Annotated in this window: 12 protein-coding genes and 1 pseudogene; 9 read left to right on the forward strand and 4 right to left on the reverse strand. The window is 71.8% G+C overall.

All coding sequences use genetic code 11. From position 1 onward, the window contains the following. The first annotated feature begins 31 nt into the window (after positions 1 to 31). Both aurI and JO379_RS31390 read left to right on the forward strand, forming a co-directional pair. Positions 32 to 721 (forward strand): class I SAM-dependent methyltransferase, encoded by a 690-nt coding sequence (gene aurI / locus JO379_RS31385; protein WP_130880401.1) that lies wholly within the window; start codon positions 32 to 34, stop codon positions 719 to 721. Positions 722 to 940: 219 nt separating this feature from the next. Next, positions 941 to 2227, forward strand: coding sequence for a condensation domain-containing protein (locus tag JO379_RS31390; protein ID WP_245381599.1), 1287 nt, complete (start codon positions 941 to 943; stop codon positions 2225 to 2227). An 18-nt stretch (positions 2228 to 2245) separates the two neighbouring features. Here JO379_RS31390 and JO379_RS31395 read toward each other — a convergent pair whose 3' ends face one another. Next, the gene (locus tag JO379_RS31395; protein WP_130880403.1) at positions 2246 to 3262 is read right to left on the reverse strand and encodes a helix-turn-helix domain-containing protein; all 1017 of its coding nucleotides are present in this window, start codon (positions 3260 to 3262) and stop codon (positions 2246 to 2248) included. Positions 3263 to 3359: 97 nt separating this feature from the next. Between JO379_RS31395 and JO379_RS31400 the strand changes: the two genes are divergently transcribed. The 6 genes and pseudogenes from JO379_RS31400 to JO379_RS31425 form a co-directional block, all read left to right on the forward strand. Next, positions 3360 to 4709 (forward strand): MFS transporter, encoded by a 1350-nt coding sequence (locus tag JO379_RS31400; protein WP_209518136.1) that lies wholly within the window; start codon positions 3360 to 3362, stop codon positions 4707 to 4709. 311 nt (positions 4710 to 5020) lie between these two features. Continuing rightward, positions 5021 to 6061 carry a TauD/TfdA family dioxygenase gene (locus JO379_RS31405; protein WP_209518138.1) on the forward strand — a complete coding sequence of 347 codons (1041 nt, stop codon included), beginning with the start codon at positions 5021 to 5023 and terminating at the stop codon, positions 6059 to 6061. Next, complete coding sequence (locus tag JO379_RS31410) at positions 6058 to 7914, forward strand: non-ribosomal peptide synthetase (protein WP_209518140.1); 1857 nt, start codon at positions 6058 to 6060, stop codon at positions 7912 to 7914. The genes JO379_RS31405 and JO379_RS31410 overlap by 4 nt, the downstream gene beginning before the upstream one ends. A 96-nt stretch (positions 7915 to 8010) precedes the next feature. After that, on the forward strand, positions 8011 to 8787 hold the full coding sequence (locus JO379_RS31415; RefSeq protein WP_209518142.1) for a thioesterase II family protein: 777 nt from the start codon (positions 8011 to 8013) through the stop codon (positions 8785 to 8787). A gap of 59 nt (positions 8788 to 8846) precedes the next feature. Further along, positions 8847 to 9047: an MbtH family protein gene (locus JO379_RS31420; protein ID WP_130880408.1), complete on the forward strand. Its 201-nt coding sequence runs from the start codon at positions 8847 to 8849 to the stop codon at positions 9045 to 9047. Between the two features lie 100 nt (positions 9048 to 9147). Continuing rightward, a pseudogene (locus JO379_RS31425) lies at positions 9148 to 15096 on the forward strand (amino acid adenylation domain-containing protein); the annotation flags it as partial. 5 nt (positions 15097 to 15101) lie between these two features. Here the strand turns inward: JO379_RS31425 and JO379_RS31430 are convergent. Continuing rightward, on the reverse strand, positions 15102 to 18131 hold the full coding sequence (locus JO379_RS31430; RefSeq protein ID WP_209518146.1) for an AfsR/SARP family transcriptional regulator: 3030 nt from the start codon (positions 18129 to 18131) through the stop codon (positions 15102 to 15104). A 115-nt stretch (positions 18132 to 18246) separates the two neighbouring features. Between JO379_RS31430 and JO379_RS31435 the strand changes: the two genes are divergently transcribed. Next, positions 18247 to 19005, forward strand: coding sequence for a class I SAM-dependent methyltransferase (locus JO379_RS31435; protein WP_130880411.1), 759 nt, complete (start codon positions 18247 to 18249; stop codon positions 19003 to 19005). Here the strand turns inward: JO379_RS31435 and JO379_RS31440 are convergent. Both JO379_RS31440 and JO379_RS31445 read right to left on the reverse strand, forming a co-directional pair. Then, on the reverse strand, positions 18995 to 19402 hold the full coding sequence (locus tag JO379_RS31440; protein WP_130880412.1) for a hypothetical protein: 408 nt from the start codon (positions 19400 to 19402) through the stop codon (positions 18995 to 18997). The genes JO379_RS31435 and JO379_RS31440 overlap by 11 nt on opposite strands. A gap of 84 nt (positions 19403 to 19486) precedes the next feature. Further along, the gene (locus JO379_RS31445; protein WP_209518148.1) at positions 19487 to 22471 is read right to left on the reverse strand and encodes an AfsR/SARP family transcriptional regulator; all 2985 of its coding nucleotides are present in this window, start codon (positions 22469 to 22471) and stop codon (positions 19487 to 19489) included. Between the last annotated feature and the right edge of the window lies 1 nt (position 22472).

Below are 22472 nucleotides of genomic sequence, written 5' to 3' on the forward strand. Positions count from 1 at the left end.
TGACACGACGTCCCGACACGACAGGAATGTGATGAACACCAGTAGTGCAAGCAGCAGCGACCTCCTCGACCAGGACGTCATCGAGGGACAGTCCGGGTACACGAAGTCCTTCCTCAACCTTTACGACCTCGCGGTGTTCCGCGGCACCGCGCCCCTGTGCTGGCGCTGCCCGCCGGCGACCTCCCGGCAGATGTACGACACCTGCGTCGGCGCCGAACACCTGGAGATAGGGGTGGGCACCGGCTATCTCCTCGACCACGCCCGGTTCCCGGTGCCGGACCCGCGGATCACGCTCGCCGACCTGAACCCCAACTCCCTCGCCCACACGGCACACCGCCTCCGGCGCTACGACGTCCGCACGGTCCGCGCGAACGTCCTGGAGCCGCTGCCCGTGCCGGAGAAGTCCTTCGACTCGGTCGGGATGAGCTATCTGCTGCACTGCGTTCCCGGGAGCCTGAAGGAGAAGGGCATCGCCCTCGCGCACGCCGCGGCGGCGGTCCGCCCCGGGGGCGTCGTCTTCGGCGCCACGGTGCTGTCGGGCGGCGTCCCGGTGACCTTCGCCGGCCGCCGGATGATGGAGTGGCTCAACAAGCAGGGTGTCTTCCACAACGAGCAGGACACCTACGAGGACCTCCGCGACCAGCTCGGGACGCACTTCGACCGCTACCAGCTGACGGTGCGCGGCTGCGTGGGCATCTGGCGTGCCTGGACGGCCTCCTGAGGCTCGACGCGGCGGTGCGGCCCGGGAAGGATCCCGGGCCGCACCGCTTTTCTGTGTCCTTCCGGGCTGCCTCCGCCCCCGCCCGCCCGCACCACCCCTCGGATGCACGACAGACGGGAACACCACCCCCGATCCGGCCTGTGCCCCCACCGGCGTGGCTGCCAGGGTGGGACCACGACGGATCCCGAGGTGTCTGGAGCGACGAACGTGCATGTCCCCTTGACCGCATTCCAACTGGAGATCTGGATATCCCAGATCCTGGAACCGACCAGCACGGTCTACAACGTCGGTGACTACTACGAGATCACCGGCGTCGTGGACGGGGAACTCCTGGAACGCGCGGCCCGTATCACCGTGGACGAAGCCGGATCGCTCGGCGCGCGGTTCGTCACGGCGCCCGACGGGGCGCCGGCCCAGGAACTCGCACCGGCGGAATGGGACTTCGACGTCCTCGACCTGAGCGGTGCCGCCGACCCCGAGGCCGAGGCCCTGGCCTGGATGCGGGCGCAATTCGACCGGCCGGCCGACCTCACCCGCGGCCCGTTGCTCGCGGCGGCCCTGATCAAGGTGTCGGCCGACCGCCACTTCTGGTACCGGCGCTTCCACCACATCCTGCTGGATGCCCACAGCTGCGCCGCCCTTGCCCGCAGGACGGCGGAGCTGTACAACGCGCTGCGGAGCGGGGCCCCGGCGGCCCCGAATCCCTTCGAGCCCGTGACGGCCGCACTCGAGCACGACCGGGCCTACATCGCGGGCCGCCTGTCCCGGGCCGACCGGGGCTTCTGGGAGCAGGAGGCCGCCGTCTGGCCGGTCACCGGCCGATTGAAGGCGGAGGCACCGCCCGCGCCCGTCGCCCGGAACGGCGCCCACCATCTGCCGCGGTCCGTGGTCGACGCGGTCCATGAGCAGAGTGAACGGCTCGGGGTCACCCCGGCCCACTTCCAGATCACGGCGGCCGCCCTGTACCTGTGGCAGGCCACCGAGGCGGAAGAGGTGACCTTCGGCTGTTCCGTGGCGGGCCGCCCCACCCGCAAGCTGCGTGACGTCATCGCTCCGATGGCGAACATCCTGCCGATGCGGGTGGCCGTGGAGCCGGAGCGGTCCGTACGGGACGCCTTCCGGGCGGCGGACGGCCGCATCCGGCAGGCACTGCGCCATCACCGGTACCGCTACGAGGAGTTCCGGCGCGCGCTGTCCGCACGACCGGGTTACCCGGCACAGCACGGTGTCGGACCGCTGGTCAACATCTTGAACTTCGACCGTGACCTGCGCTTCGGATCGGCCAAGGGCGTGGTGCACACCCTGGTCACCGGCCCCATCCCGGACCTGGGCCTCTGCATCGACTCCCGCTCCGGGAGCGAGGGCGCCACCATCTGCGTGGAGGCCAATCCCGCCAACTACTCGGCCGAGGAGACACAGCGCCACGCCGACGGCCTCGGTCTCCTCATCGGGCAACTGGCCTCGGCCGACCCGGCGACGGCCCTGGGCGTCCTCAGCCGGGGCTGATCGGCCGCGGCGCGCGGTTCACTCCGCACCCCGGGCGCCCTCGGCACGGAGCTGTCCGAGAAGGTAGCCGGCCTGGAAGCGGCTCGTGGCACCGACGGCCTTCATGATTTCCGAGACATGGCGCTGGCAGCTGCGTACCGACATGCCCAGGCGCCGTGCGATGGATTTGTCCTCCAGCCCTTCGGAGAGCATGGCGGCGATCGACTCCTGGATCTCACCGGAGATGCGCAGGGCCGATGCCGAGTCGAAGGCGAGGGGGAACGGCGAGGCGCCACGCCAGCAGCAGTCGAAGAAGGCCCGCATGCAGTGGATGAGATGAGGCTCCCGCACCACCAGCGCCGCCTGCGGATCGTCCGGCAGACCCAGCAACGCCACCCGGTGATCGAAGATCAGCATCCGGCAGAGGCCCTCGGACTGGGTGCGAACCTCCGCTCCCAGGCTCGTCACGCGCCGCACGCGTTCCACGGTCGGCTGGTGATAGCGGGCGGTGTGCTGGTACAGCGTGCGCATGGCGACACCGCGCGCCAGCAGCCGGTTGTCCCGCTCCGCCGCCTCCTCCAGGGCCCGGGGCGAGCGGGGACCGCCCGGCTGAGCGGCGAGCACCTCCTCGTGGCAGGAGAGCATCAGTTCCTCGATGGTCTCCTGCACCACACCGAGATCGGTGATCAGCTCGACCGGTTCCGCGTCGGAGCGGTGTGCCCATCCCGACTCATAGGCCGGAAGCAGGGACTCGAACATCCACCGGAATCGCTCGACTTCTTCGTGCTGCTCCCGGATGTACCGCTCCATCGGGCGCAGCATCCGATCGGCGGCCGTCCGCGGCGGCACCGCGGTGAAGCGGTCGGACCCCGATTCGGCGCGGGACAGTAACCGCATTCCCAGAAGTTCCTTGAGCGCCCGTTCCGCGGTGTCGTCGTCGAGCCCGAGAGCACCGAAATCCTTTACGCCGCACACGCTTCGCTGTGCCGCGAAGGCGAAGACACGCAGCGCTTCCTGACTCAGCTCGATGTGGCCGAACGGCCCCGAGGTATTCATGACCCTCCTCTTGCGCCAGCAATGTCCGCCGATCGGGAGGAAGCCTAGGCATGAGCGGTCAACAGCGAGTCAACGATGAGGAGACGGGAATGTCCACATGAAAGTGAAACCCCCTGCGGAACGACAGGGCACGGGCCGAACGGACGCCGCGCGAGGAACCGACGGGGCCGGGCGGACGGCGGGTCAGGCGGCTCGCGGCGGACTGCTGCGCCGCCACCGGGACTTCCGGCTGCTGTGGTGCGGGGAATCCGCCGGCAAGTTCGGCGCCTCGGTCACGAGTGTGCTGCTGCCACTGGCCGCCGTCTCCGTCCTGCACGCCGGCACCTTCGAGGTGAGCCTGGTCAACGCCGCGGCCTGGGTCCCCTGGCTGGTCATCGGGCTCCCCGCCGGGGTCTGGGTGGACCGGCTGCGCCGCAGAACAGTCATGATGGTCAGCGACGCCGTCTCCGGCGTGCTGTTCCTGAGCGTGCCCGTTGCCGCCTGGTTCGGGGTGCTCAGCATCGGGCAACTCCTGCTGGTCGCCCTGCTGGCCGGGACGGCGGCCGTCTTCTTCCAGACCGCGTACACCGCCTATCTCCCCGCCCTGGTCGGCCCGGCGGACCAGGCCGAGGGCAACGCGAAGCTCCACGGCAGCGCTGCCGCGGCGCAGATCGCCGGATCCGGGGCCGGGGGCCTGATCGCCCAGTCCGCCGGCGCGGTCAACGGGATGCTGACCAACGCGGCCACCTTCCTCGTCTCCCTCGTGTGCGTGGCCCGCATCCGGCACCGGGAGCCGCCCCCTGCCGCCGCCGCGGCCGAACGAGCGCGTGGCGCGCTGTTCCGGGAGGTCGCGGAGGGGGTGGACCTGGTCGTACACGATCCGTATCTGCGCAGCCTCACCCTCTTCGGGGCCGCGTCCAACTTCTTCCTGGGCGGCTGCAACTCCCTTCTCGTGGTGTTCCTGGTGCGGGACATCGGCCTTTCCGCCGGCACGGTGGGAACCCTGGTGGCGATCGGCGGCGCCGGCGGAGTGCTGGGCGCGCTGCTGGTACGACGGTGCGTGGCCCGCTTCGGAACGGCCCGCGCGCTGCTGCTCTTCGAGCTCGGCGTGCCCGCGCTCGCCCCCCTCATGGCACTCACGACGCGGGACGCGGGAATGGCGTTCTTCGTCGTGGGCTATGCGGCGGTCGCGCTGGGCGTCGTGGCGGGCAACATCATCAAGGCGGGCTTCACCCAGGCCTACTGCGCCTCGGAGGTCCTCGGCCGGGTCACCGCGTGTTCGGCGTTCCTCAACTACGGGACGCTGCCGCTCGGCGCGCTGGCCGCCGGGGGACTGGGCGCCTGGCTCGGGGTGCGCCCGACGATGTGGCTGCTGACCGTGGGCATGCCGCTGGCCGCGTTGATCCTGTGCTGCTCACCGATCCGTACCTGCCGGGATCTGCCGGTGCGAGAACCCGGGACGACCTGAAAGCCCCGCACCGCCGTTCCGTACCCACCCGTCCCCCCTTTCATATATGCGACAGGCGCGAAGACCATCCCCGGAACTCTCTGGGACGCGGCGCTTTTTGCTGACAACGTGAAACCCCTCGGACCACCGAGAAATCCCCTGAACCGCCGGACGTGAGAGGAAGAACTCCGTGATTCGTTCCCGGGGCCCGGTACAGCAGACGACGACCCACCCGTCATCGACGGAAGAGAGCGACACCGGATGGGGGTGACCTTTCCGGAACGACCCCAGAGGAAATCCGCCGGCAACAGCACGAAAGGACGAGCAGCACCATGAGTTCTTCCCAGCCCGACACCATCGGCACACCCACCTGGACCATCGAGACCGGAAAACCGGCGACGACACAGGTCCCTCGGTTCGCGGACGCCGACGAGGCGTGCCAGTGGCTCACCTCGATCCACTCGGAGCTGCGTGCCGCACTCCACCGGCACGGCTCGCTCTACCTGCGCGGCCTCCCGATCGCCGACATCGACGACTTCGCGAAGGTGCGGGACGCCCTGGTGCCCCGGCGCACCCCCTACCGGGAGAAAGCCACCCCGCGCAGCAGCTACGGCAACGACGTCTACTCCTCGACCGACCTCCCGCCGAACCAGCCCATCCGGATGCACAACGAGAACAGCTACACCCTGACCTTCCCGGGGCTGCTGCTGTTCTCCTGCCTGACGGCCCCGGAGGAGGGCGGAGCCACACCGGTCGCGGACTGCCGCGAGGTGCTGCGCCGCATCCCCGACGACCTGGTCGCCCGGATGCGCTCCGCCGGCTGGCTGCTGACGCGCAGCTACTCGGAGCACATCTCCCTGGACTGGCGGACCGCCTTCGCGGCCGACACCCGGGAGGACGTCGAGAAGTACTGCGCGGACAACCTCGTCTCCTGCGAGTGGGACGCCTCGGACGGCCTGCGCACACGGCAGTTGCGCCCCGGCATCATCCGCCACCCGGAGACGGGCGAGGAAGTCTGGTTCAACCACATGGCCTTCTGGAACTCCTGGTCCCTGGACGAGGAGCTCCGGCAGACCCTGCTCGACGAGTTCGGGTCCGACGGGCTGCCCTTCGAGACGGCCCTCGGTGACGGTGCGCCCCTGACGCGGGAGGACATCGACACGATCAACGCCGCCTACGAGAGCGCGACGCTCCGCGAGACCTGGCAGCCGGGCGACGTGCTGCTCGTCGACAACGTCCTGTGCACCCACGGCCGGGACCCCTTCCGGGGCGACCGGCGCATCGTCGTCGCCATGGGCGACCCCGTGGAACTCGCGGACTGCCGGCCCACGGTGGCCCCCGCCCCCGCCCCCCGAGAGGACCAGCACGCGTGACCGCCATTCCCGAAGGGCCGTACGGCAACGCGTCGGCCCCGGAGCACCACCGGGACCACCCCGCCGACCTCCTGGCCCGCTTCCAGCAGGCCGTAGCGGCCGCACCGGACCGGGCAGCGGTCCACGACGAGCACGGCGGCCTGACCTTCGCCGAACTCGACCGGCGAACAGCCCAGGTGGGCAAGGCACTGACCGTGCGAGGCGCCGCCCCCGGCGAGCACATCGGCGTCAGCCTGCCCCGCGGCGCGGACCTCGTCGTCGCGCTGCTCGCCGTATGGCGGGCGGGCGCCGCCTACGTGCCGCTCGACCCCGCGTACCCGACGGAGCGTCTCCACGCGATGGTGCGGGACGCGGGCATCAGGACCCTGCTGACGGCCGACGACGACCGGGCGTGGCCCGAGGGCGTACAGACCCTCTCCCTCGGCGAGCTGCCCGCCCCGGCGGACCGGAACCCGGCGCCGCCGGTCCCGACCCCCGCGCACGCCCCCGCGTACGTGATCTACACCTCCGGTTCGACGGGCACCCCGAAGGGCGTCGAGACCACCCGGGGCGGTGTGGCGTCCCTGGTGTCCGGGCTGGAAGCCGCGGGCATGTACGCCGAGGAGCCCCGCGTCGTCGCCTGGAACGCCAGCGTCTCCTTCGACGCCTCCGTCCAGCAGTGGGCGCGGGTGTGCCGCGGCGACACCCTGGTGGTGCTCGGCGAGGAGGAGCGCACCGACCCCGCCCGGCTGTGCGAGGTCCTGGACAGGCACGGGGTGCACGACCTCGACCTGACCCCGTCGCACTGGCATCTGCTCCGGGCCGACCTGCTGGTGCGGGCCGCCGAGGGACGGCGGCTGAGGCTGTTCATGGGCGGTGAGCCGGTGCCCGGGCCCACCTGGCGCGAACTCGCGGCCGAACGTGCCGGCGGACGACTCGAAGCGCTCAACCTCTACGGCCCCACCGAGTGCACGGTGGACGCCACCGCCACGTGGATCGAGGGCGGCTCCCCGCACATCGGTCACCCCCTGCCGGGGGTACGCGCCCACGTACTGGACGCCGCGCTGCGGCCGGTGGCCGACGGTGCGGAAGGGGAACTCTTCCTGGCCGGCGCCGGGGTGGCGGCGGGGTACGTGGGACGGCCCGCGCTCACCGCGACGCGGTTCGTCGCCGACCCGTTCGCGGCCGACGGCACCCGGATGTACCGCACCGGCGACAAGGTGCGCCGCCGCGCCGACCAGGCTCTGGAGTACCTGGGACGCATCGACCGGCAGGTGAAGATCCGCGGCTACCGCGTCGAGCTGGGGGAGATCGAGGCCGCGCTGGCCACCCACCCCGGTGTGGCGACCGCCGTCGTCACGCTGCACAGCAGCCCGGCCGCGGGGGAGCAACTGGCCGCGTACCTCGTCGCGGCGGACGGCACCAAGGGTTCCACGGCGGTCGCCGCGGCGAGCCCGGACGCGCTGCGGGAACACCTGGCCAAAACCCTGCCGCAGTACATGCTCCCGACCGCGTACGTCAGCCTCGACGCCCTGCCGCTGACGGTGAACGGCAAGGTCGACCTCGCCGCCCTGCCCGCCCCGGAACAGGCCGCGGACGCCGCCGCACCGCCGGACGACACGGCGCAGGACCACGCCCCGGACGGCGAGGTCGAGACGCTCATCGCCGATGTGTGGTCCGAGGTGCTGGGCCGTGCGCACATCCGGGCCGACGACGACTTCTTCGCCCTGGGCGGCCATTCGCTGATCGCCCTGCGCGTCGTCGCCCGGCTGAAGAAACAGCTCGGGATCGCCGTGTCCTCCCGCGAGGTCTACCGGCACCCCCGGCTCAGGGACCTCGCGCAGCACGTCGAAACCGTGCGCGTAGGCCGCTGACCGGCGGACCCCCGACCGTTGCTGCCGGCCGGTCACCGTGGCGGCGACGCGGCGGCCGGGAGATGTTCGAGAAAGAGCGAGAAAGAGAGGGCCACGATGGCCGCACGACAGGACACCACCGTCATCCGGATCAAACAGCCGGACCACAACACCCGGCGCACACTCCTCTGCCTGGGCTTCTGCGGCGGAGGCACCGGGCCCTACCACGCGTGGAGCGAACACGTCCCCGAGGACGTGGCCCTCTCCGCCATCTGCTATCCGGGCCGGGAAGGACGTTTCCTGGAGCCGTGCGCGAGCGACTGGGAGGAACTCGCGGCCGACACCACGAGCGCCGTGCTCTCCGCCGTCGACGGGCCGTACGTGCTGTTCGGCCACAGCATGGGCGGGTGGATGGCGTTCGACGTGGCGTCCCGTATCGAAAGCAGCGGCGGGCCGCTGCCGGAAGCACTGGTCGTCTCCTCGTGCAACGCCCCCGACCGTGGCCTGACGCCCCGCGACATGTTCCCCGCGCGCCAGGACAGCGACGCGCAGCTGCTCGACTGGATGCTGGGCAACGGCCTGATGCCCGCTCATGTCCTCGAGGACCCCGACCTCCAGGACATGGCGGTCGAGCTCATGCGCGAGGACATCCGCGTGCGCGACACCTTCGGCTACCGGGCGGGGACCGCCGTGAGCGTCCCGGTCCAGATGCTCTCCGCGACCGATGACGACGTCATCGAGAAGGACGCCGGAGACCAGTGGAGCAGGGTCGCGCTCGGGCCCTACCGCCACGACGTGCTCCCCGGCGGGCACTTCTACACCCCGGACATCTGGCGGCAGCTGCCCGTCCACATCACCGCGCTCACCGCTTCCATGGCCCCCGCGCCCGCCTGAGCCCGCTGCCCTCCCGCTTCTCCCTCCCACCCCGCTCCTCATCGGAAAGGACCCCCCTCGTGACGAATCCCTTCGAGAACCCCGACGGCACCTACCTGGTCCTGGTCAACGGCCGCAACCAGCACTCCCTGTGGCCGTCGCACATCGCACCCCCCATGGGCTGGACCGTGACGCACGGCGCGGCCGGTCACCAGGCGTGCCTCGACTACATCGAGGCGAACTGGAGCGACCTGTCGCCGAAGACCGCCGTGGGCCAGTGAACCGTTCCCGGATCTCCAAGGAAGTGTCATGACTGAATCGCAGAGCCCGCCGGCGGACCGGACCGCCGACGAGGAACACGGCAGCGGCGAATCCGGCGGCCGTGGTCCGCGGACCGTGCAGGAGGAGTTGCTGTGCGGCTTGTTCGCGCGGGTACTCAACGTTCCCCACGTGGGCGTGGACGACAACTTCTTCGCCCTGGGGGGTCACTCACTGCGAGCCGCCCAGCTGCTGAGCCGTATCCGCTCGGTGTTGGGTGTGGAGTTGGGGGTGCGGGAGTTGTTCTCCGCGCCGACGGTGGCGGGTCTGGCGGGGCGGTTGGCCGAGGGGATGGCTGCTCGTCCCGCGGTGGTGGCGCGTCGTCGGCCGGAGGTGTTGCCGCTGTCGTTCGCTCAGCAGCGGTTGTGGTTCCTGGATCGTTTGGAGCAGAGCCCGACCTATAACGCGCCTTTTGCCTTCCGGGTACGGGGTGGTGTCGATGGGGAGGCGTTGCAGGCGGCGGTCGGTGATGTGGTGGCCCGTCACGAGGCACTGCGGACGGTTTTCCCGGCTACCGAGGGTGAGGCCCGTCAGGTGGTCCTGGCGCCCGATGACGCGGTGGTGAAGGTGGCGGTCGTCTCGTGTGCGGTCGAGGATCTGCCGGCCGTGGTTCAGGAGTCGGCGTTCGCTGCGTTCGATCTGGCGGTCGAGCTGCCGCTTCGGGTGACGTTGTTCTCGGCTGCGCATGACGATCATGTGCTGTTGCTGACGTTGCATCACATCGCCAGTGACGGGTGGTCGGAGGCACCGTTGCTGCGGGACCTCTCCACTGCCTACCGGGCCCGAACCGAGGGCAGGGCGCCCGAGTGGCAGGCGCTTCCCGTGCAGTACGCCGACTACGCGTTGTGGCAGCGGGAGCTCCTGGAGGACATCGGGGCGCAGCAGTCGGAGTTCTGGACGCGTACCCTGGCCGATCTTCCCCAGGAGCTCGCTCTTCCCACGGATCGGCCTCGCCCCGCTCAGGCTTCCCACACCGGTGGGATCGTCCACTTCCACCTTCCCGCCGAACTGCATACGCGTCTGGAATCCGTGGCGCTCACCCACGGGACGACCCTTTTCATGGCACTGCAGGCAGCTCTGGCGACTCTCCTGACCCGTCTCGGCGCGGGTACGGACATTCCTCTGGGTACGGCTACGGCCGGCCGTGGTGACCAGGCTCTCGATGATCTCGTCGGTTTCTTCGTCAACACTCTTGTGTTGCGTACGGACACCTCGGGTGATCCGACGTTCTCGCAACTGCTCCAGCGGGTGCGGGAAGCCGATCTGGCGGCCTTCGCCCATCAGGACCTGCCCTTCGAGCAGTTGGTGAAGGAACTCAACCCCGACCGCACTGCCGCCCGGCACCCGTTGTTCCAGACCATGCTGGTCCTCCAGAACAACGCCGAAGCGGTCCTCGACCTCCCGGGCACCACCGTCACACCCCGGGCATTCGACACCGCACCCACCAAATTCGACCTCGGCTGGAGCTTCGCCGAACAGCGGGACGCGGCCGAAAGCCCCGCGGGGATCGCGGGAACCCTTCAATTCGCCACCGACCTGTTCGACCACTCCACCGCCGCGTGCCTGCCGCGCGTCCTGGAACGCCTCCTCGACGCCGTTGCCACTTCTCCGGATGTCGCCGTCGGTTCGCTGGAGATCTTCGAGTCGGCCGAGCAGGAGCGGGTGCTTCTCGCGCGGGCGGCGGAGCGTGGACGCGCCCTCGACGCAGTGGAGGAGGTGCAGGAGGAAGGCGAGGGCGGGCGTGGCCCGCGGTCCGTGCAGGAGGAACTGCTGTGCGGGCTCTTCGCCGACATTCTGAAGGTGCCCGGCGTGGGCGTCCACGACAACTTCTTCGCCTTGGGCGGCCACTCGCTGCTCGCTACTCGGCTCCTGGGGCGTATCCGCTCGGTGTTGGGTGTGGAGTTGGGGGTGCGGGAGTTGTTCTCCGCGCCGACGGTGGCGGGTCTGGCGGGGCGGTTGGCCGAGGGGGCGGCTGCTCGTCCCGCGGTGGTGGCGCGTCGTCGGCCGGAGGTGTTGCCGCTGTCGTTCGCTCAGCAGCGGTTGTGGTTCCTGGATCGTTTGGAGCAGAGCCCGACCTATAACGCGCCTTTTGCCTTCCGGGTACGGGGTGGTGTCGATGGGGAGGCGTTGCAGGCGGCGGTCGGTGATGTGGTGGCCCGTCACGAGGCACTGCGGACGGTCTACCCTGCGGTCGACGGTGAGGCCCGCCAGGTGGTCCTGGCGCCCGATCGCGCGGTGGTGAAGGTGGCGGTCGTCTCGTGTGCGGTCGAGGATCTGCCGGCCGTGGTTCAGGAGTCGGCGTTCGCTTCGTTCGATCTGGCGGTCGAGCTGCCGCTTCGGGTGACGTTGTTCTCGGCCGGGCATGACGATCATGTGCTGTTGCTGACGTTGCATCACATCGCCAGTGACGGGTGGTCGGAGGCGCCGTTGCTGCGGGATCTGTCCCTCGCCTACCGGGCCCGTCTGGACGGCGGGGTGCCCCGGTGGCGGCCGCTGCCGGTCCAGTACGCCGATTACGCGTTGTGGCAGCGGGAGCTCTTGGAGGACATCGGGGCGCACCAGTCGGAGTTCTGGACCCGTACCCTGGCCGATCTTCCCCAGGAGCTCGCTCTTCCCACCGACCGGCCCCGCCCCGCTCAGGCGACCCACACCGGTGGGCTCGTCCACTTCCACCTCCCCGCCGAACTCCACGGGCAACTCGACGCTCTCGCCCGTGGTCACAGCGCGACCCTCTTCATGTCGCTCCAAGCCGCCCTCGCCGCACTGTTGACCCACTACGGCGCGGGTACGGACATTCCTCTGGGTACGGCTACGGCCGGCCGTGGTGACCAGGCTCTCGATGATCTCGTCGGTTTCTTCGTCAACACTCTTGTGTTGCGTACGGACACCTCGGGTGATCCGACGTTCTCGGAACTGCTCCAGCGGGTGCGGGAAGCCGATCTGGCAGCTTTCGCCCATCAGGACCTGCCCTTCGAGGAGTTGGTGAAGGAACTCAACCCCGACCGCACCGGCGCCCGGCACCCGTTGTTCCAGACCATGCTGGTCCTCCAGAACAACGCCGAAGCGGTCCTCGACCTCCCGGGCACCACCGTCACACCCCGGGCATTCGACACCGCACCCACCAAATTCGACCTCGACTTCACGTTCGTGGAGAGCCGAGACGAGCAGAGCGAGCCCAGCGGCATCGACGGTCTGCTGCACTACTCCGCCGACCTGTTCGACCACTCCACCGCCGAATCCCTGACACGGCACCTGACCCGCGTGCTCGAGGCGGCCGTCACGAACCCCGACGCCCCCGTCGGGTCCGTGGAGCTGCTCGATCCGCTGGAGCGGGACCGCCTCCTGGTGCGGTGGAACGACACCGCTCGCGCGCTGCCCGACCACCGCTTGCTGCACGAGATCTTCGAGGAGCAGGCGCGGCGGATGCCCGACGCCACCGCGCTCGTCGACGCGCGGGGCTCGCTGACGTTCCAGGAGCTGAACGTCCGGGCGAACCGGTTGGCCTGGCTGCTCATCGGGCAGGGCGTGGGACCCGAACAGCGTGTGGCCACCCTGCTGCCACGCACCGGCGAGCACCTCGTCGCCCTGCTGGCCGTGCTCAAGGCAGGCGCCTGCTACGTGCCGCTGGACCCGGAGTATCCGGTGGACCGGCTGGTTCTCATGCTGGAGGACGCCGCACCGACGGTGGTGCTGACGGAGACGGGCCACGCCGACCGGCTCCAGCCGCACTGCGGAGCGACACTGATGCTGCTGCCTCTCGACGACCCCGCCCTCCGCTCCTCCCTCACCCGGTATGCGCCCGTGGACCCCGGGCCCGCGGACCGGCCCGTCCGGCTGCACCCCGAGCACCTCGCCTACGTGATCTACACCTCCGGTTCGACCGGGCGGCCGAAGGGCGTGGCGGTCGAACACCGCAGTCTCGCCAACCTGTTCCACGGCCACCTCGGTGAGGTCTACGCCTCCTGGCCCGCGGACGGCCACCGGATCAGGGCCGCCTTGACCGGGCCGTTGACGTTCGACTCCTCCTGGTGCCCGCTGCTGTGGATGATGGGCGGCCATGAGCTGCACCTGATCGACGACGAGATCCGGCGTGACGCACGGGCGCTGGTCGAGTACGTCGCCGCCGAGGCGGTCGACTACCTGGAGGTGTCCCCGACGTACTGCCGCCAGTTGATGGCGGCGGGGCTGCTGTCCGACGCGCAGACGTCACGGCCGCGCATCATCGAACTCGGTGGTGAGGGCTGTGATCAGGCCCTGTGGAGCGACCTCCGGGCCGCTTCGGGCACGGTCACCGTCAACGGCTACGGCCCGACGGAGGCAACGGTGTACGTCTCGTACGCGACCGCCGCGGACCACGAGCGGCCGACGATCGGCCGTCCCATGACGAACAACCGCGTGTACGTGCTCGACGAGAGACTGCGCCCGGCCCCGGTGGGAGTGGTCGGCGAGCTGTACCTGGCGGGCACGGGTGTGGCACGCGGCTATGTGGGCCGCCCCGGTCTGACGGCGCAGCGGTTCGTGGCCTGCCCGTTCGGGGCGCCCGGCGAGCGGATGTACCGGACCGGGGACCTGGTCAGGTGGCACGCCGACGGGGTGCTGGAGTACATGGGCCGCGCCGACGACCAGGTGAAGATCCGGGGCTTCCGGATCGAGCCGGGTGAGGTGGAGGCGGTCCTCGCCGGGCACCACGCGGTCGGCCACGTGGCCGTGAGCGTCCGCGAGGACCGCCCCGGCGACCGCCGCCTGGTGGCCTATGTGGTCGCCGGCCCCGACCGTGAGGAGGGCACGGCCCCCGACCCGGCCGCACTGCGCCGCTTCGCGACGGAGAGGCTGCCGCGCCACATGGTGCCCTCGGCGTTCGTCCTCCTGGACGCCCTGCCGCTGACCTCTCGCGGAAAGCTGGACCGGCGGGCGCTGCCCGCGCCGGGCGACGGAGCGACGGCCGTCCGCCGCGCTCCGCGGACGGTGCGCGAAGAGCTGCTGTGCGGGCTGTTCGGGCAGGTGCTCGGGGTACCCGCGGTGGGTCTCGACGACGATTTCTTCGCGCTCGGCGGCCACTCGATGCTCGCGACCCAGCTGATCAGCCGGGTGCGTTCGGTGCTGGGCGCCGAGCTGGACATCAGGACCCTGTTCGACGCCCCCACGGTCGCCGACCTCGCCGAGCGGCTCGCCGGCGCCGAGGACCGGGCGGAGGACTCCCTCGCGGTTCTGCTGCCGCTCCGCAAGGTGCGCCGGCGGCCGGCCGGCGCACCGCTGCCGGGCGACGCCGCCCCGCCCCGGCCGCTCTTCTGCGTCCACCCGGCGGCGGGCGTCAGCTGGGTGTACTCCGGGCTGCTCCGCCACCTGCCGTCCGACCAGCCCCTGTACGGTCTCCAGGCGCACGGCCTCACCCGACCGGACGCCGCCCCGGCGAGCATGGCCGAGATGGTGGAGGCCTATCTGGCGCAGATCCGGTCCGTGCAGCCCGAGGGCCCGTACTCCCTGCTCGGTTGGTCCTTCGGCGGTGTCGTGGCCCATGAGATGGCGGTGCGGCTCCAGGAGGAGGGGCAGCGGGTCGACTCCCTGGTCCTGATGGACAGCTACCCGTCCGCCGGTGGTGTTCCGCCGGAGCGACCCGCCGGCGAACCGGGGGAGGGGACGACGGGCGAGGCGGAGCTCAGGCAGGCCCTGTTCGCCTCACTGGGACAGCGGCCGGACTCGGCCACCGATGCCACCGGCCCGCTCGCTCTGCTCGGGGACCGGGGCCTCGCGGCCATGACCCGGGTGTTCGCCCACAATGCGGGCTTGCAGGACGGCTTCACACCGAGGACGTTCCAGGGGGACGTGCTGGTCTTCGAGGCGACCGAGGACAAGGCGCCGGGCGCGGCCCGCCCACGCGACTGGGAGGCCCACGTGACGGGCCGGATCGAGGTCACCCCCGTACGGGGAGCGCACGGCGAGCTTACCCGGCCGGACCGGCTCGCCCGGATCGGTCCCGTACTGGCCGACTGGCTGGTGCGGCCCGGGCGGTGACGGCCTCACCGAGGTGACCGGGTCCCGTCCGGGTGCCGCCGCACCGCACCCGGACGGGACCCCGCCAGGGCGTCCGCCCCCGTCTCCGCGGGTCGTCGCAGCCCCCGGTACAGCTCCTCGGCCTGTGCCAGGTGGTCGTCGGCCGCCGACTCCTCGCGCACCGCCCGCAGGGCCCTGCCGAGAGCCTCGTGACTGCGCGCCATCAGCAGCGGTTCCCCGGTCGGCTGAGCGCCGGCCAGGGCGTCCCGCGCGGCGCCGACGGCGCCCCCGGTGTCCCCGGTCGCCAGGAGCGCCTCGGAAAGCCGGAACAGACACTCCGCCTCGTTGCGGGCATGGCCGCTGTCCCGGGCCCTCTCCAGCACCCGGCGGTACTGCCGGGCCGCCGCCGCGTGGCTGCCGTTCCCCAGCAGGCTGTCCGCCTCCGTCATCATCACCCTGATCAGCCACTTCTCGTCCTCGCTGCGGGTGAAGACACCCGTCAGCTCCCGGCACCGCGATCCGATGCGGTCCAGGGCCATCCGCCGGTCCGGATCCTCGACCTCGATCCGGAGCAGGACGGTGCGCCGTCGCGCGACCAGTTCCCGGTCACCGCTGACCGCGGCCAGGGCCACCGACCGCTCGGCGAATCCGCGGGCCGCCGCGAAGTTCCCGAACTGAAGCTCCAGCTCGGCCAGCATCGCCAGCGTGAACAGCACCAGCAGGAAGGGCCGGTAGCCGTCGCCCGGCGCCGGAGCGTCCTCGAAGGTCTCCAGGACCTTCAACAGGTGGGCCCGTGAGCGATGGAGCGACGCGGGGGAGGAATGCGTCTTGAGGATCACTCCCGCCGCGTAGTGGGCGGTGCCCGCGATGTCTCCGCCGCAGTGCGCCAGGGCGGCCGGGACCAGAGCGGTCGCGGCCTGCGCGAGCTGACCGAGCGGCACGATCTCCTCGAAGCAGGGCACGAGGGTGACGGTGTCCACGGCCAGCGCCACCGCATCGGGGTCACCGCAGGCCGCCGCCTGCTCGACGACCGCGGCCACCGTGGGCATCACACGCCGTATCCACACCCTCGCCTCGTGGGCGTCTCCCAGCTCCGGGCCCGCCGACCGCCTCGGGTGGATCTCCGCGGTCAACGGACCGGCCAGGGGCTGCGAGGCCCGCACCGCGGCCACGACGCCGGCACACAGGTAGTCGGCCGCGCGGCGCACCACCTCACGGCGTTCCCCCTCGGTCAGCTCCGCCTGTGCCTTCGCCCGGGCGTACGCGCCGACCAGGTCGTGGAAGTGGTAGAGGCCCGGTGCGTGGGTCTCCAGGAGCACGGCGTCGACCAGTGCTTCCAGGACCGCCTCGGTTTCCCGCTCCGGCAGATCGAGAACGGCGGCCGCGCCCCTGACGTCGAACTCCGCGCAGTGCGGGACGGACAGCGCCGTGAACGCCCGGGCCTGCCCGGGAGCCAGCTGGGAGGTCGACAACTCGAAGACCGCCTCGACGGTCAGCTCGCCGACCCGAAGCTCTCCGAGCAGCCTGGCCTGGTCCGACACGCGTGCCAGCAGCGCGGCGACGGTCCACGCCGGCCGGGTCGCCAGCCGGGCCCCGGCCGCACGCAGCGCCAGCGGCAGGTGCCCGCAGGCCTCCGCCAGCGCCGCGACGGCATCCGGCTCCTCCGCGAGCCGCCGCATCCCGGCGACCTTGCCGATCAGCTCCACGGCATCGTCGGGGCCCAGACCCACCAGGGGCACGGTGAGGGTGGCCGGCATCGCCGCCAGGGCCCGGGCCGTGATCAGCACGGCGCACCGGGCCGCACCCGGCAGCAACGGTTCGACCTGGGCGACGCTGGTGGCGTTGTCGAGCACGACCAGCACGGCGCGCTGCGACAACAGGGTGCGGAACAGTGCCGTGCGATCGACGAGCGAAGCCGGGAAGCGCTCGTGCCCAATGCCCAGTGCCGTCAGGAAGCTCGTCAGGATCCCGGCCGGGTCGCACGGAGTGCCGTCGGGCCCGCGCAGGTTCGCGTACAGCTGTCCGTCGGGATAGGACCCGGCAACGGCGTGCGCCGTGCGCAGGGCCAGGGCGGTCTTGCCGACCCCGCCCATGCCCGTGATGACGGCGGCGGCGTGCTCGCCGCCGCCGGTGAGCGCGGAGACCAGCGCGGCGATCTGGTCGTGACGGCCGGTGAAGTCACAGGGCATCGGCGGGAGCTGAGCGGGCGGCGGCGGGTCCTGATCGCCCGCCCGGACCAGGTCGGCCCGTGCCGGTGCCTCCTCGTCGACCGCGGAGGGTGCCGCGAGGAGCGCCCGGTCCTCCGCCAGGATGGCCGCGTGCAGGGCCCGGAGCGCGGGACCCGCGTCGATGCCCAGCTCGTCCGCCAGCACCCGGCGGGCATGGTCGAAGGCCAGCAGCGCCTCGGCGCCGCGCCCGGAACGGTAGAGCGCCAGCATCAGCGCACCGTGCAACCGCTCCCGGTACGGGTACGTCTCCAGAGCGCGCAGGATGTCCGGTACCAGCTCCGCGCTGTGTCCGCACTCGAGCAGCAGCTCCAGGCGGTGCTCCATCGCGGACGCGCGCTGCTCGGTCAGTGCGCGGCGCTGGTCCTCGGCACCGGGCCCGGGCAGCCCGGCCAGTGCGGGGCCCCGCCACATCCCGAGCGCCTCCTCCAGACAGGCCACGGCGGCCGAGGGATCACCGTCCCGGGCCCGGTGCCTGGCACGTGCGGTGAGCAGACCGAACCGCAGCGCGTCGACGCCTTCCTCGGGGAGCCGCAGCACGTACCCGTCGGCCGTGGTGCCGATGAGCGACGACGGGCGCGCGCCGCCGTCCGTGTCCACGCGGTCGATGTGCGTCCGCAGCCGGTGCACGTAGTTCACGACCACCCGCCGGGCGGAGGACGGCGGATCGTCGTGGTACAGCCTGTCGATCAACTCGTCGACGGTCACCAGGGACCCCGCACGCAGCGCCAGGGCCGCGAGCACGGTCTGGGGCCCCGGCGCTCCGGGGCGGGAGGCCGTCCCGTGGGCCGAGACGAACTGGACAGGACCGAGCAACCGGATGCGAGTCATGATGTGAGGCGTGTGCACGTGCGAACGTCTCCCCTACCCCGACGGATGGTTGATGATCATATGGGGTGGGAGGCGCGGTCTTTCACGACCGCCCCCGCTGTGCTGCGATGGGGGGATGAGCGAACGGGTGCGCGCGGGTTACCGAGGGACCGGGCCGGGAGCCATCACGCCCGACGGGTGCGCGGTCGAGCTCTACGAACGGCTCCCGGTGGGCGACGAGCCCGATGTCATCGCCCGCGCGGTCCCCGCCCGGGCCCGCATCCTCGAACTGGGCTCGGGCGTGGGCCGGGTGACGCATCCGCTGGTCGAGCGGGGCTTCACCGTGACCGCCGTCGATGAATCCCCCCGGATGCTGGAGCGGGTCCGGGGCGCCCGGACCGTGTGCACTCCGATCGAGGACCTGGAGCTCGACGAGCGCTTCGACGTGGTGCTCCTGGCGTCGTTCCTGATTCACGCCGGTGATCCGCTGGTCCGCAGGGGACTGCTGCGGGCCTGCCGGCAGCACGTCACGGACGACGGATGCGTGCTGATCCAGCGCGAGAGCGAGGACCGGCACGAGAACCTGCCACGGGAGCGGAAGATCGCCGGGGGCCGCATCCGGGTGGTCTCCTCCGAACCGGTCCGCCCCGGTGTGCGGTCCGTCCACGTCGAATACCTCTTCCCCGACGTGCGATGGACCCAGACGTTCCTGTCCCACCCCCTGACCACACAGGCCTTCGAAGAGGCCCTGGCCGAGGCGGGGCTCGCCGTGGACGCCTATCTGACCGGTGACCGCACCTGGGTGCGGGCCCTGCCGGTCCCCGGGCCCTCCCGTGCCGCACCGCTTCCCCGGGCGGGGAAGCGGGCGGCCGGGGCGGACGCGGCTACCAGTTGAGCAGGGGGCTCTGGATGTAGTCGTAGGGGTGCTCGCCGCCGTTCCAGTAGACGCGCAGTTCGCTCTTGTACGCATGGCCCCGGCTCGGGTTGGGGAGCCAGGCGGTACGGTCCCACTGGTTGCACGGGCCGCTGAGCACGCGGTCGACCCAGCCGTCGGTCGCGTCGATCCGGACCAGTTCCAGCCGGCAGTTGGGGTCGGTGGTGGCGAGCCGGGCGTGCACGTCGAACCTGACGCTGCCGCCGTCCGCGCTGACGCAGGCCTGCTTCCAGGTCTCGCCGTTGCAGCCGCCGCCGGAGGCGGCCGAGGCCGAACCGGCGGTCAGGGTGAGCGCCGAGCCGGCCATGGCGAGGGCGCCGAGGCCGAGTGCTGCGCGGCGGATGAGTGACGAAGCCATGAGTGATCCCTTTCGATGGTGAAGCGGTTTCCTTGGTGCGGCATCACCATCGGACTGGTTCTTCAACACGCGATAAACGCCAGGTCAGGTGAGGTTTTCCAGGAGGGCCCGGGTCTGCTCGACGTCCGCCCGTGCCGCGCGCTGCTCGAAGAGCTCCAGGGCGGTCCGCAGACAGGCTTGGGCCCTCGCGGCCTGGCCGAGACGGCTCAGGGCGTGCCCCAGCGATCGGAGCAGCCCGGCTTCGAGCATGCCGCTCGTCCGGCGGGCCAGGGGGAGGAAGGTCTCGGCGGTCTCGGCGGTGAGGGCGTGGTCTCCGGCCTCGGCGTGCAGCTCGGCGATGAGATTGCCGGTGGCCGCCTCGAAGGCGGACACACCCAGGGTACGGAAGAGGGACAGCGCGTCCCGGGCGTGCCGGAGGGCCTCGTCGGCGGCGTCGCACAGGCGCAGCACGCGCGCGAGGTAGTACAGGGAGATGGCACTGGACACCGATGCCTCGCTGTTCTGCCCGCAGACCAACGAGGCACCCCGCTCGGCTGCCGCACGCGCTTCGGTGAGCCTGTTCCGCCGGGCGTAGTTGAAGGCCAACTCGCCCAGTGCGGTGCCTTCGGCCGTGGCGGCGCCCAGGGTGTGGAAGAGGCGCACCGACGCCTCTCCGTGCGCGATGGCGTCGTCGAAGCGTCCGTGGGTGCGAGCGCCCGCGCACAGCGTGAGGTGGGCCGAGGCGCGCAGCCGTAGATGGGCGTCGTCGGTGCACAGGGCGAGGGCGCGGGTGAGCTCGCCCTGTGCCGGCCCGTAGGAGTTGGCGTGCCACAGGGCGTTGCCCCGGACGTATCGGGCGAGGGCTTCGGCGTCATGGTCGCCGCGCCGCGCGGCGACATCGGCGACGTCCCCGGCGAGTTCACCGACAGCGGTGAGGTGGGAAATGCCGGCGAGCACGGTGTTGAGCCTGTCGACGAGGTCGGCTGCCTGGGCCAGGGGCAGACCGTCGTCGGCGCAGGCGCGGGCGACCAGGGCACGCTGCACGGGGATCTCCGCGCGCATCCAGTCGGTGGCGTCCTGGGCGGTGGCGAAGGCGAGCCCGGGCGAGTCCACGGGAACGCCGATGAGGGTGCGCTCGGCGGGTGCGACCGAGTGCGCGACGGCGTCGGCGTTGCGCGCGGTGCTCAGGGTGAAGTCCAAGAGCCCGGCGAAGGCCGCGGTCACCGTCGCGGGCGCGTCCTCCCGGCAGCCGGCGGCCCGGGCGAAGGCACGGACGAGGTCGTGGAAGTGGTAGCGGCCGAGTTCGCGGGACTCCAGCAGATTGAGGTCCACGAGCGACTCCAGCAGCTCCTCGGCACTGCCGACGCGGTCCTCCGTGTCCTCCCTGTCCTCCGGAGCCCCGGGGGCCGTCCCCAGCAGCGCGGCCGCGCACGGCAGGCCGAGGTCCGGCACGTCCAGGGCGGCCAGCAGTCGGAAGGCGCGGGCCTGTTCCGAGGTGAGCTTGGAGTACGACAGGGCGAACGTGGCCTCCACCGCCACGTCCTCGGTGCGCAGCTCGTCCAGTCTCCGGCGTTCGTCGGCCAGGCGGCGGGCCATCCCGGCCAGGGACCACCCCGGTTCCGCGGCGAGGCGCGAGGCGACGATCCGCAGGGCCAGCGGGAGGAAACCGCACGCGGCGGCCAGCGTGGCGGCAGCCGTCGGCTCGGCGTCCACCCGACGGGCGCCGACGACCCGACGCAGCAGCTCGACGGCTTCGGCGGAGGTCAGTACATCGAGCCGCAGGTGGCGCGCACCGGCCAGCCCGGTCAGCCGGGCGCGGCTGGTGATCAGTACCGAGCAGTCGGCGGACCCGGGGATCAGCGGTCGCACCTGGCCGTCCGACGCGGCGTTGTCCAGCAGCAGGAGCAGTCGGCGTTCCGCCAGCGAGGAGCGGTACAGCGCGATCCGCTCGGCGCCGTCCTCCGGGATGTCCTTTTCCGCCGTGCCCAGCTCCCTCAGGAACGCGACGACGACGGCCTGCGGATCGAGGGGTTCGCGGTCGGCGCCGCGCAGGTCCGCGTACAGATGGCCGTCGGGGAACCGGTCCGGTGGCAGCCCGCGGACCGTGTGGACCGCGAGCGTGGTCTTGCCGACGCCGGCCATGCCGTTGACCGCGGAGACGACCACAGCCGATGTGTCCGGGAGCGTAAGCATGCCGGTGAGCGTCTCGACCTCCTCACGGCGCCCGGTGAAGTCATCGACCACGCAGGGGAGCGGGGCCGGACGCCGAGGCCCCGTCGCCACGGGGGAGCGGGGCGTCTGCTCGGGGAGGTGGAGCGTGGGATCGGAGCGCAGGATCCTCTGGTGCAGCTCCCGCAGGGCCGCGCTCGGCAAACGGTCGGCGGGCGCGCGCCGGCCCGCTTCGGCGTCCAGGTCCCGCCGGGTGTCCTCGTAGACGCCGAGCGCCTCGGCCTGGCGGCCCGACCGGTACAGCGCGAGCATCTGTACGGCGCGCAGCCGCTGGCTGGTGGGGAACTCGACGGCCAGCGCACCCGTCTCGGCGGCCAGGTTCGGGCGGTCGCCGATCTCCGCGTCGAGCTCCAGCCGGCGCTCGAGCAGCGACTGCCGTACGCCGGCGAGCCGGGCGCGCACCGTCCGGGCCTGCGGGCCGCGGAGCCCGGCCAGGGGCTCGGCCGACCACAGCTCCAGCGCCCGGTCCAGGACCGCGCGGGCCTCGGCCGCCGTGCCGCCGGAGGCCCGGACGCGCTCGGACCGGGCCTCCGCCCGCTCGAACTCCCATACGTCGACGGCCTGGGCGGGAACCCGCAGGGCGTAGCCGTTGCCGACCGTCACGAGAAGGGGCTCGGCGGTGTGCTCGGCCAGGGCACCGCGCAGCCGGTAGACGTGGGTGCGGACGGCGTGCTCCGGGCGGTCCGGCCGCTCGCCTTCGTCCCACAGACCGTCGACCAGCAGGGGCACCGCCACCGTCCGTCCGGCGGCGGCCAGCAGGGCCGCCAGCAGCTCGCGCTGCTGGGGTCTGCCCAGATCGGCCTCGACGTCGTCGTACCAGGCCCGCACGGGGCCGAGGAGAGCGAACCGGAGCTTCGTCATG

Origin of the sequence: Streptomyces syringium (genome assembly GCF_017876625.1) — a bacterium.
In the GTDB taxonomy this organism is placed as follows: domain Bacteria; phylum Actinomycetota; class Actinomycetes; order Streptomycetales; family Streptomycetaceae; genus Streptomyces; species Streptomyces syringius.

What these genes read in the sequence shown, in the direction of transcription:
- JO379_RS31415 (WP_209518142.1), top strand. Translation starts at nt 8,011, where the DNA reads ATGGCCGCACGACAGGACACCACCGTCATCCGGATCAAACAGCCGGAC.
- JO379_RS31430 (WP_209518146.1), bottom strand. Translation starts at nt 18,131, where the DNA reads ATGACTCGCATCCGGTTGCTCGGTCCTGTCCAGTTCGTCTCGGCCCAC.
- aurI (WP_130880401.1), top strand. Translation starts at nt 32, where the DNA reads ATGAACACCAGTAGTGCAAGCAGCAGCGACCTCCTCGACCAGGACGTC.
- JO379_RS31435 (WP_130880411.1), top strand. Translation starts at nt 18,247, where the DNA reads ATGAGCGAACGGGTGCGCGCGGGTTACCGAGGGACCGGGCCGGGAGCC.
- JO379_RS31405 (WP_209518138.1), top strand. Translation starts at nt 5,021, where the DNA reads ATGAGTTCTTCCCAGCCCGACACCATCGGCACACCCACCTGGACCATC.
- JO379_RS31440 (WP_130880412.1), bottom strand. Translation starts at nt 19,402, where the DNA reads ATGGCTTCGTCACTCATCCGCCGCGCAGCACTCGGCCTCGGCGCCCTC.
- JO379_RS31400 (WP_209518136.1), top strand. Translation starts at nt 3,360, where the DNA reads ATGAAAGTGAAACCCCCTGCGGAACGACAGGGCACGGGCCGAACGGAC.
- JO379_RS31445 (WP_209518148.1), bottom strand. Translation starts at nt 22,471, where the DNA reads ATGACGAAGCTCCGGTTCGCTCTCCTCGGCCCCGTGCGGGCCTGGTAC.
- JO379_RS31395 (WP_130880403.1), bottom strand. Translation starts at nt 3,262, where the DNA reads ATGAATACCTCGGGGCCGTTCGGCCACATCGAGCTGAGTCAGGAAGCG.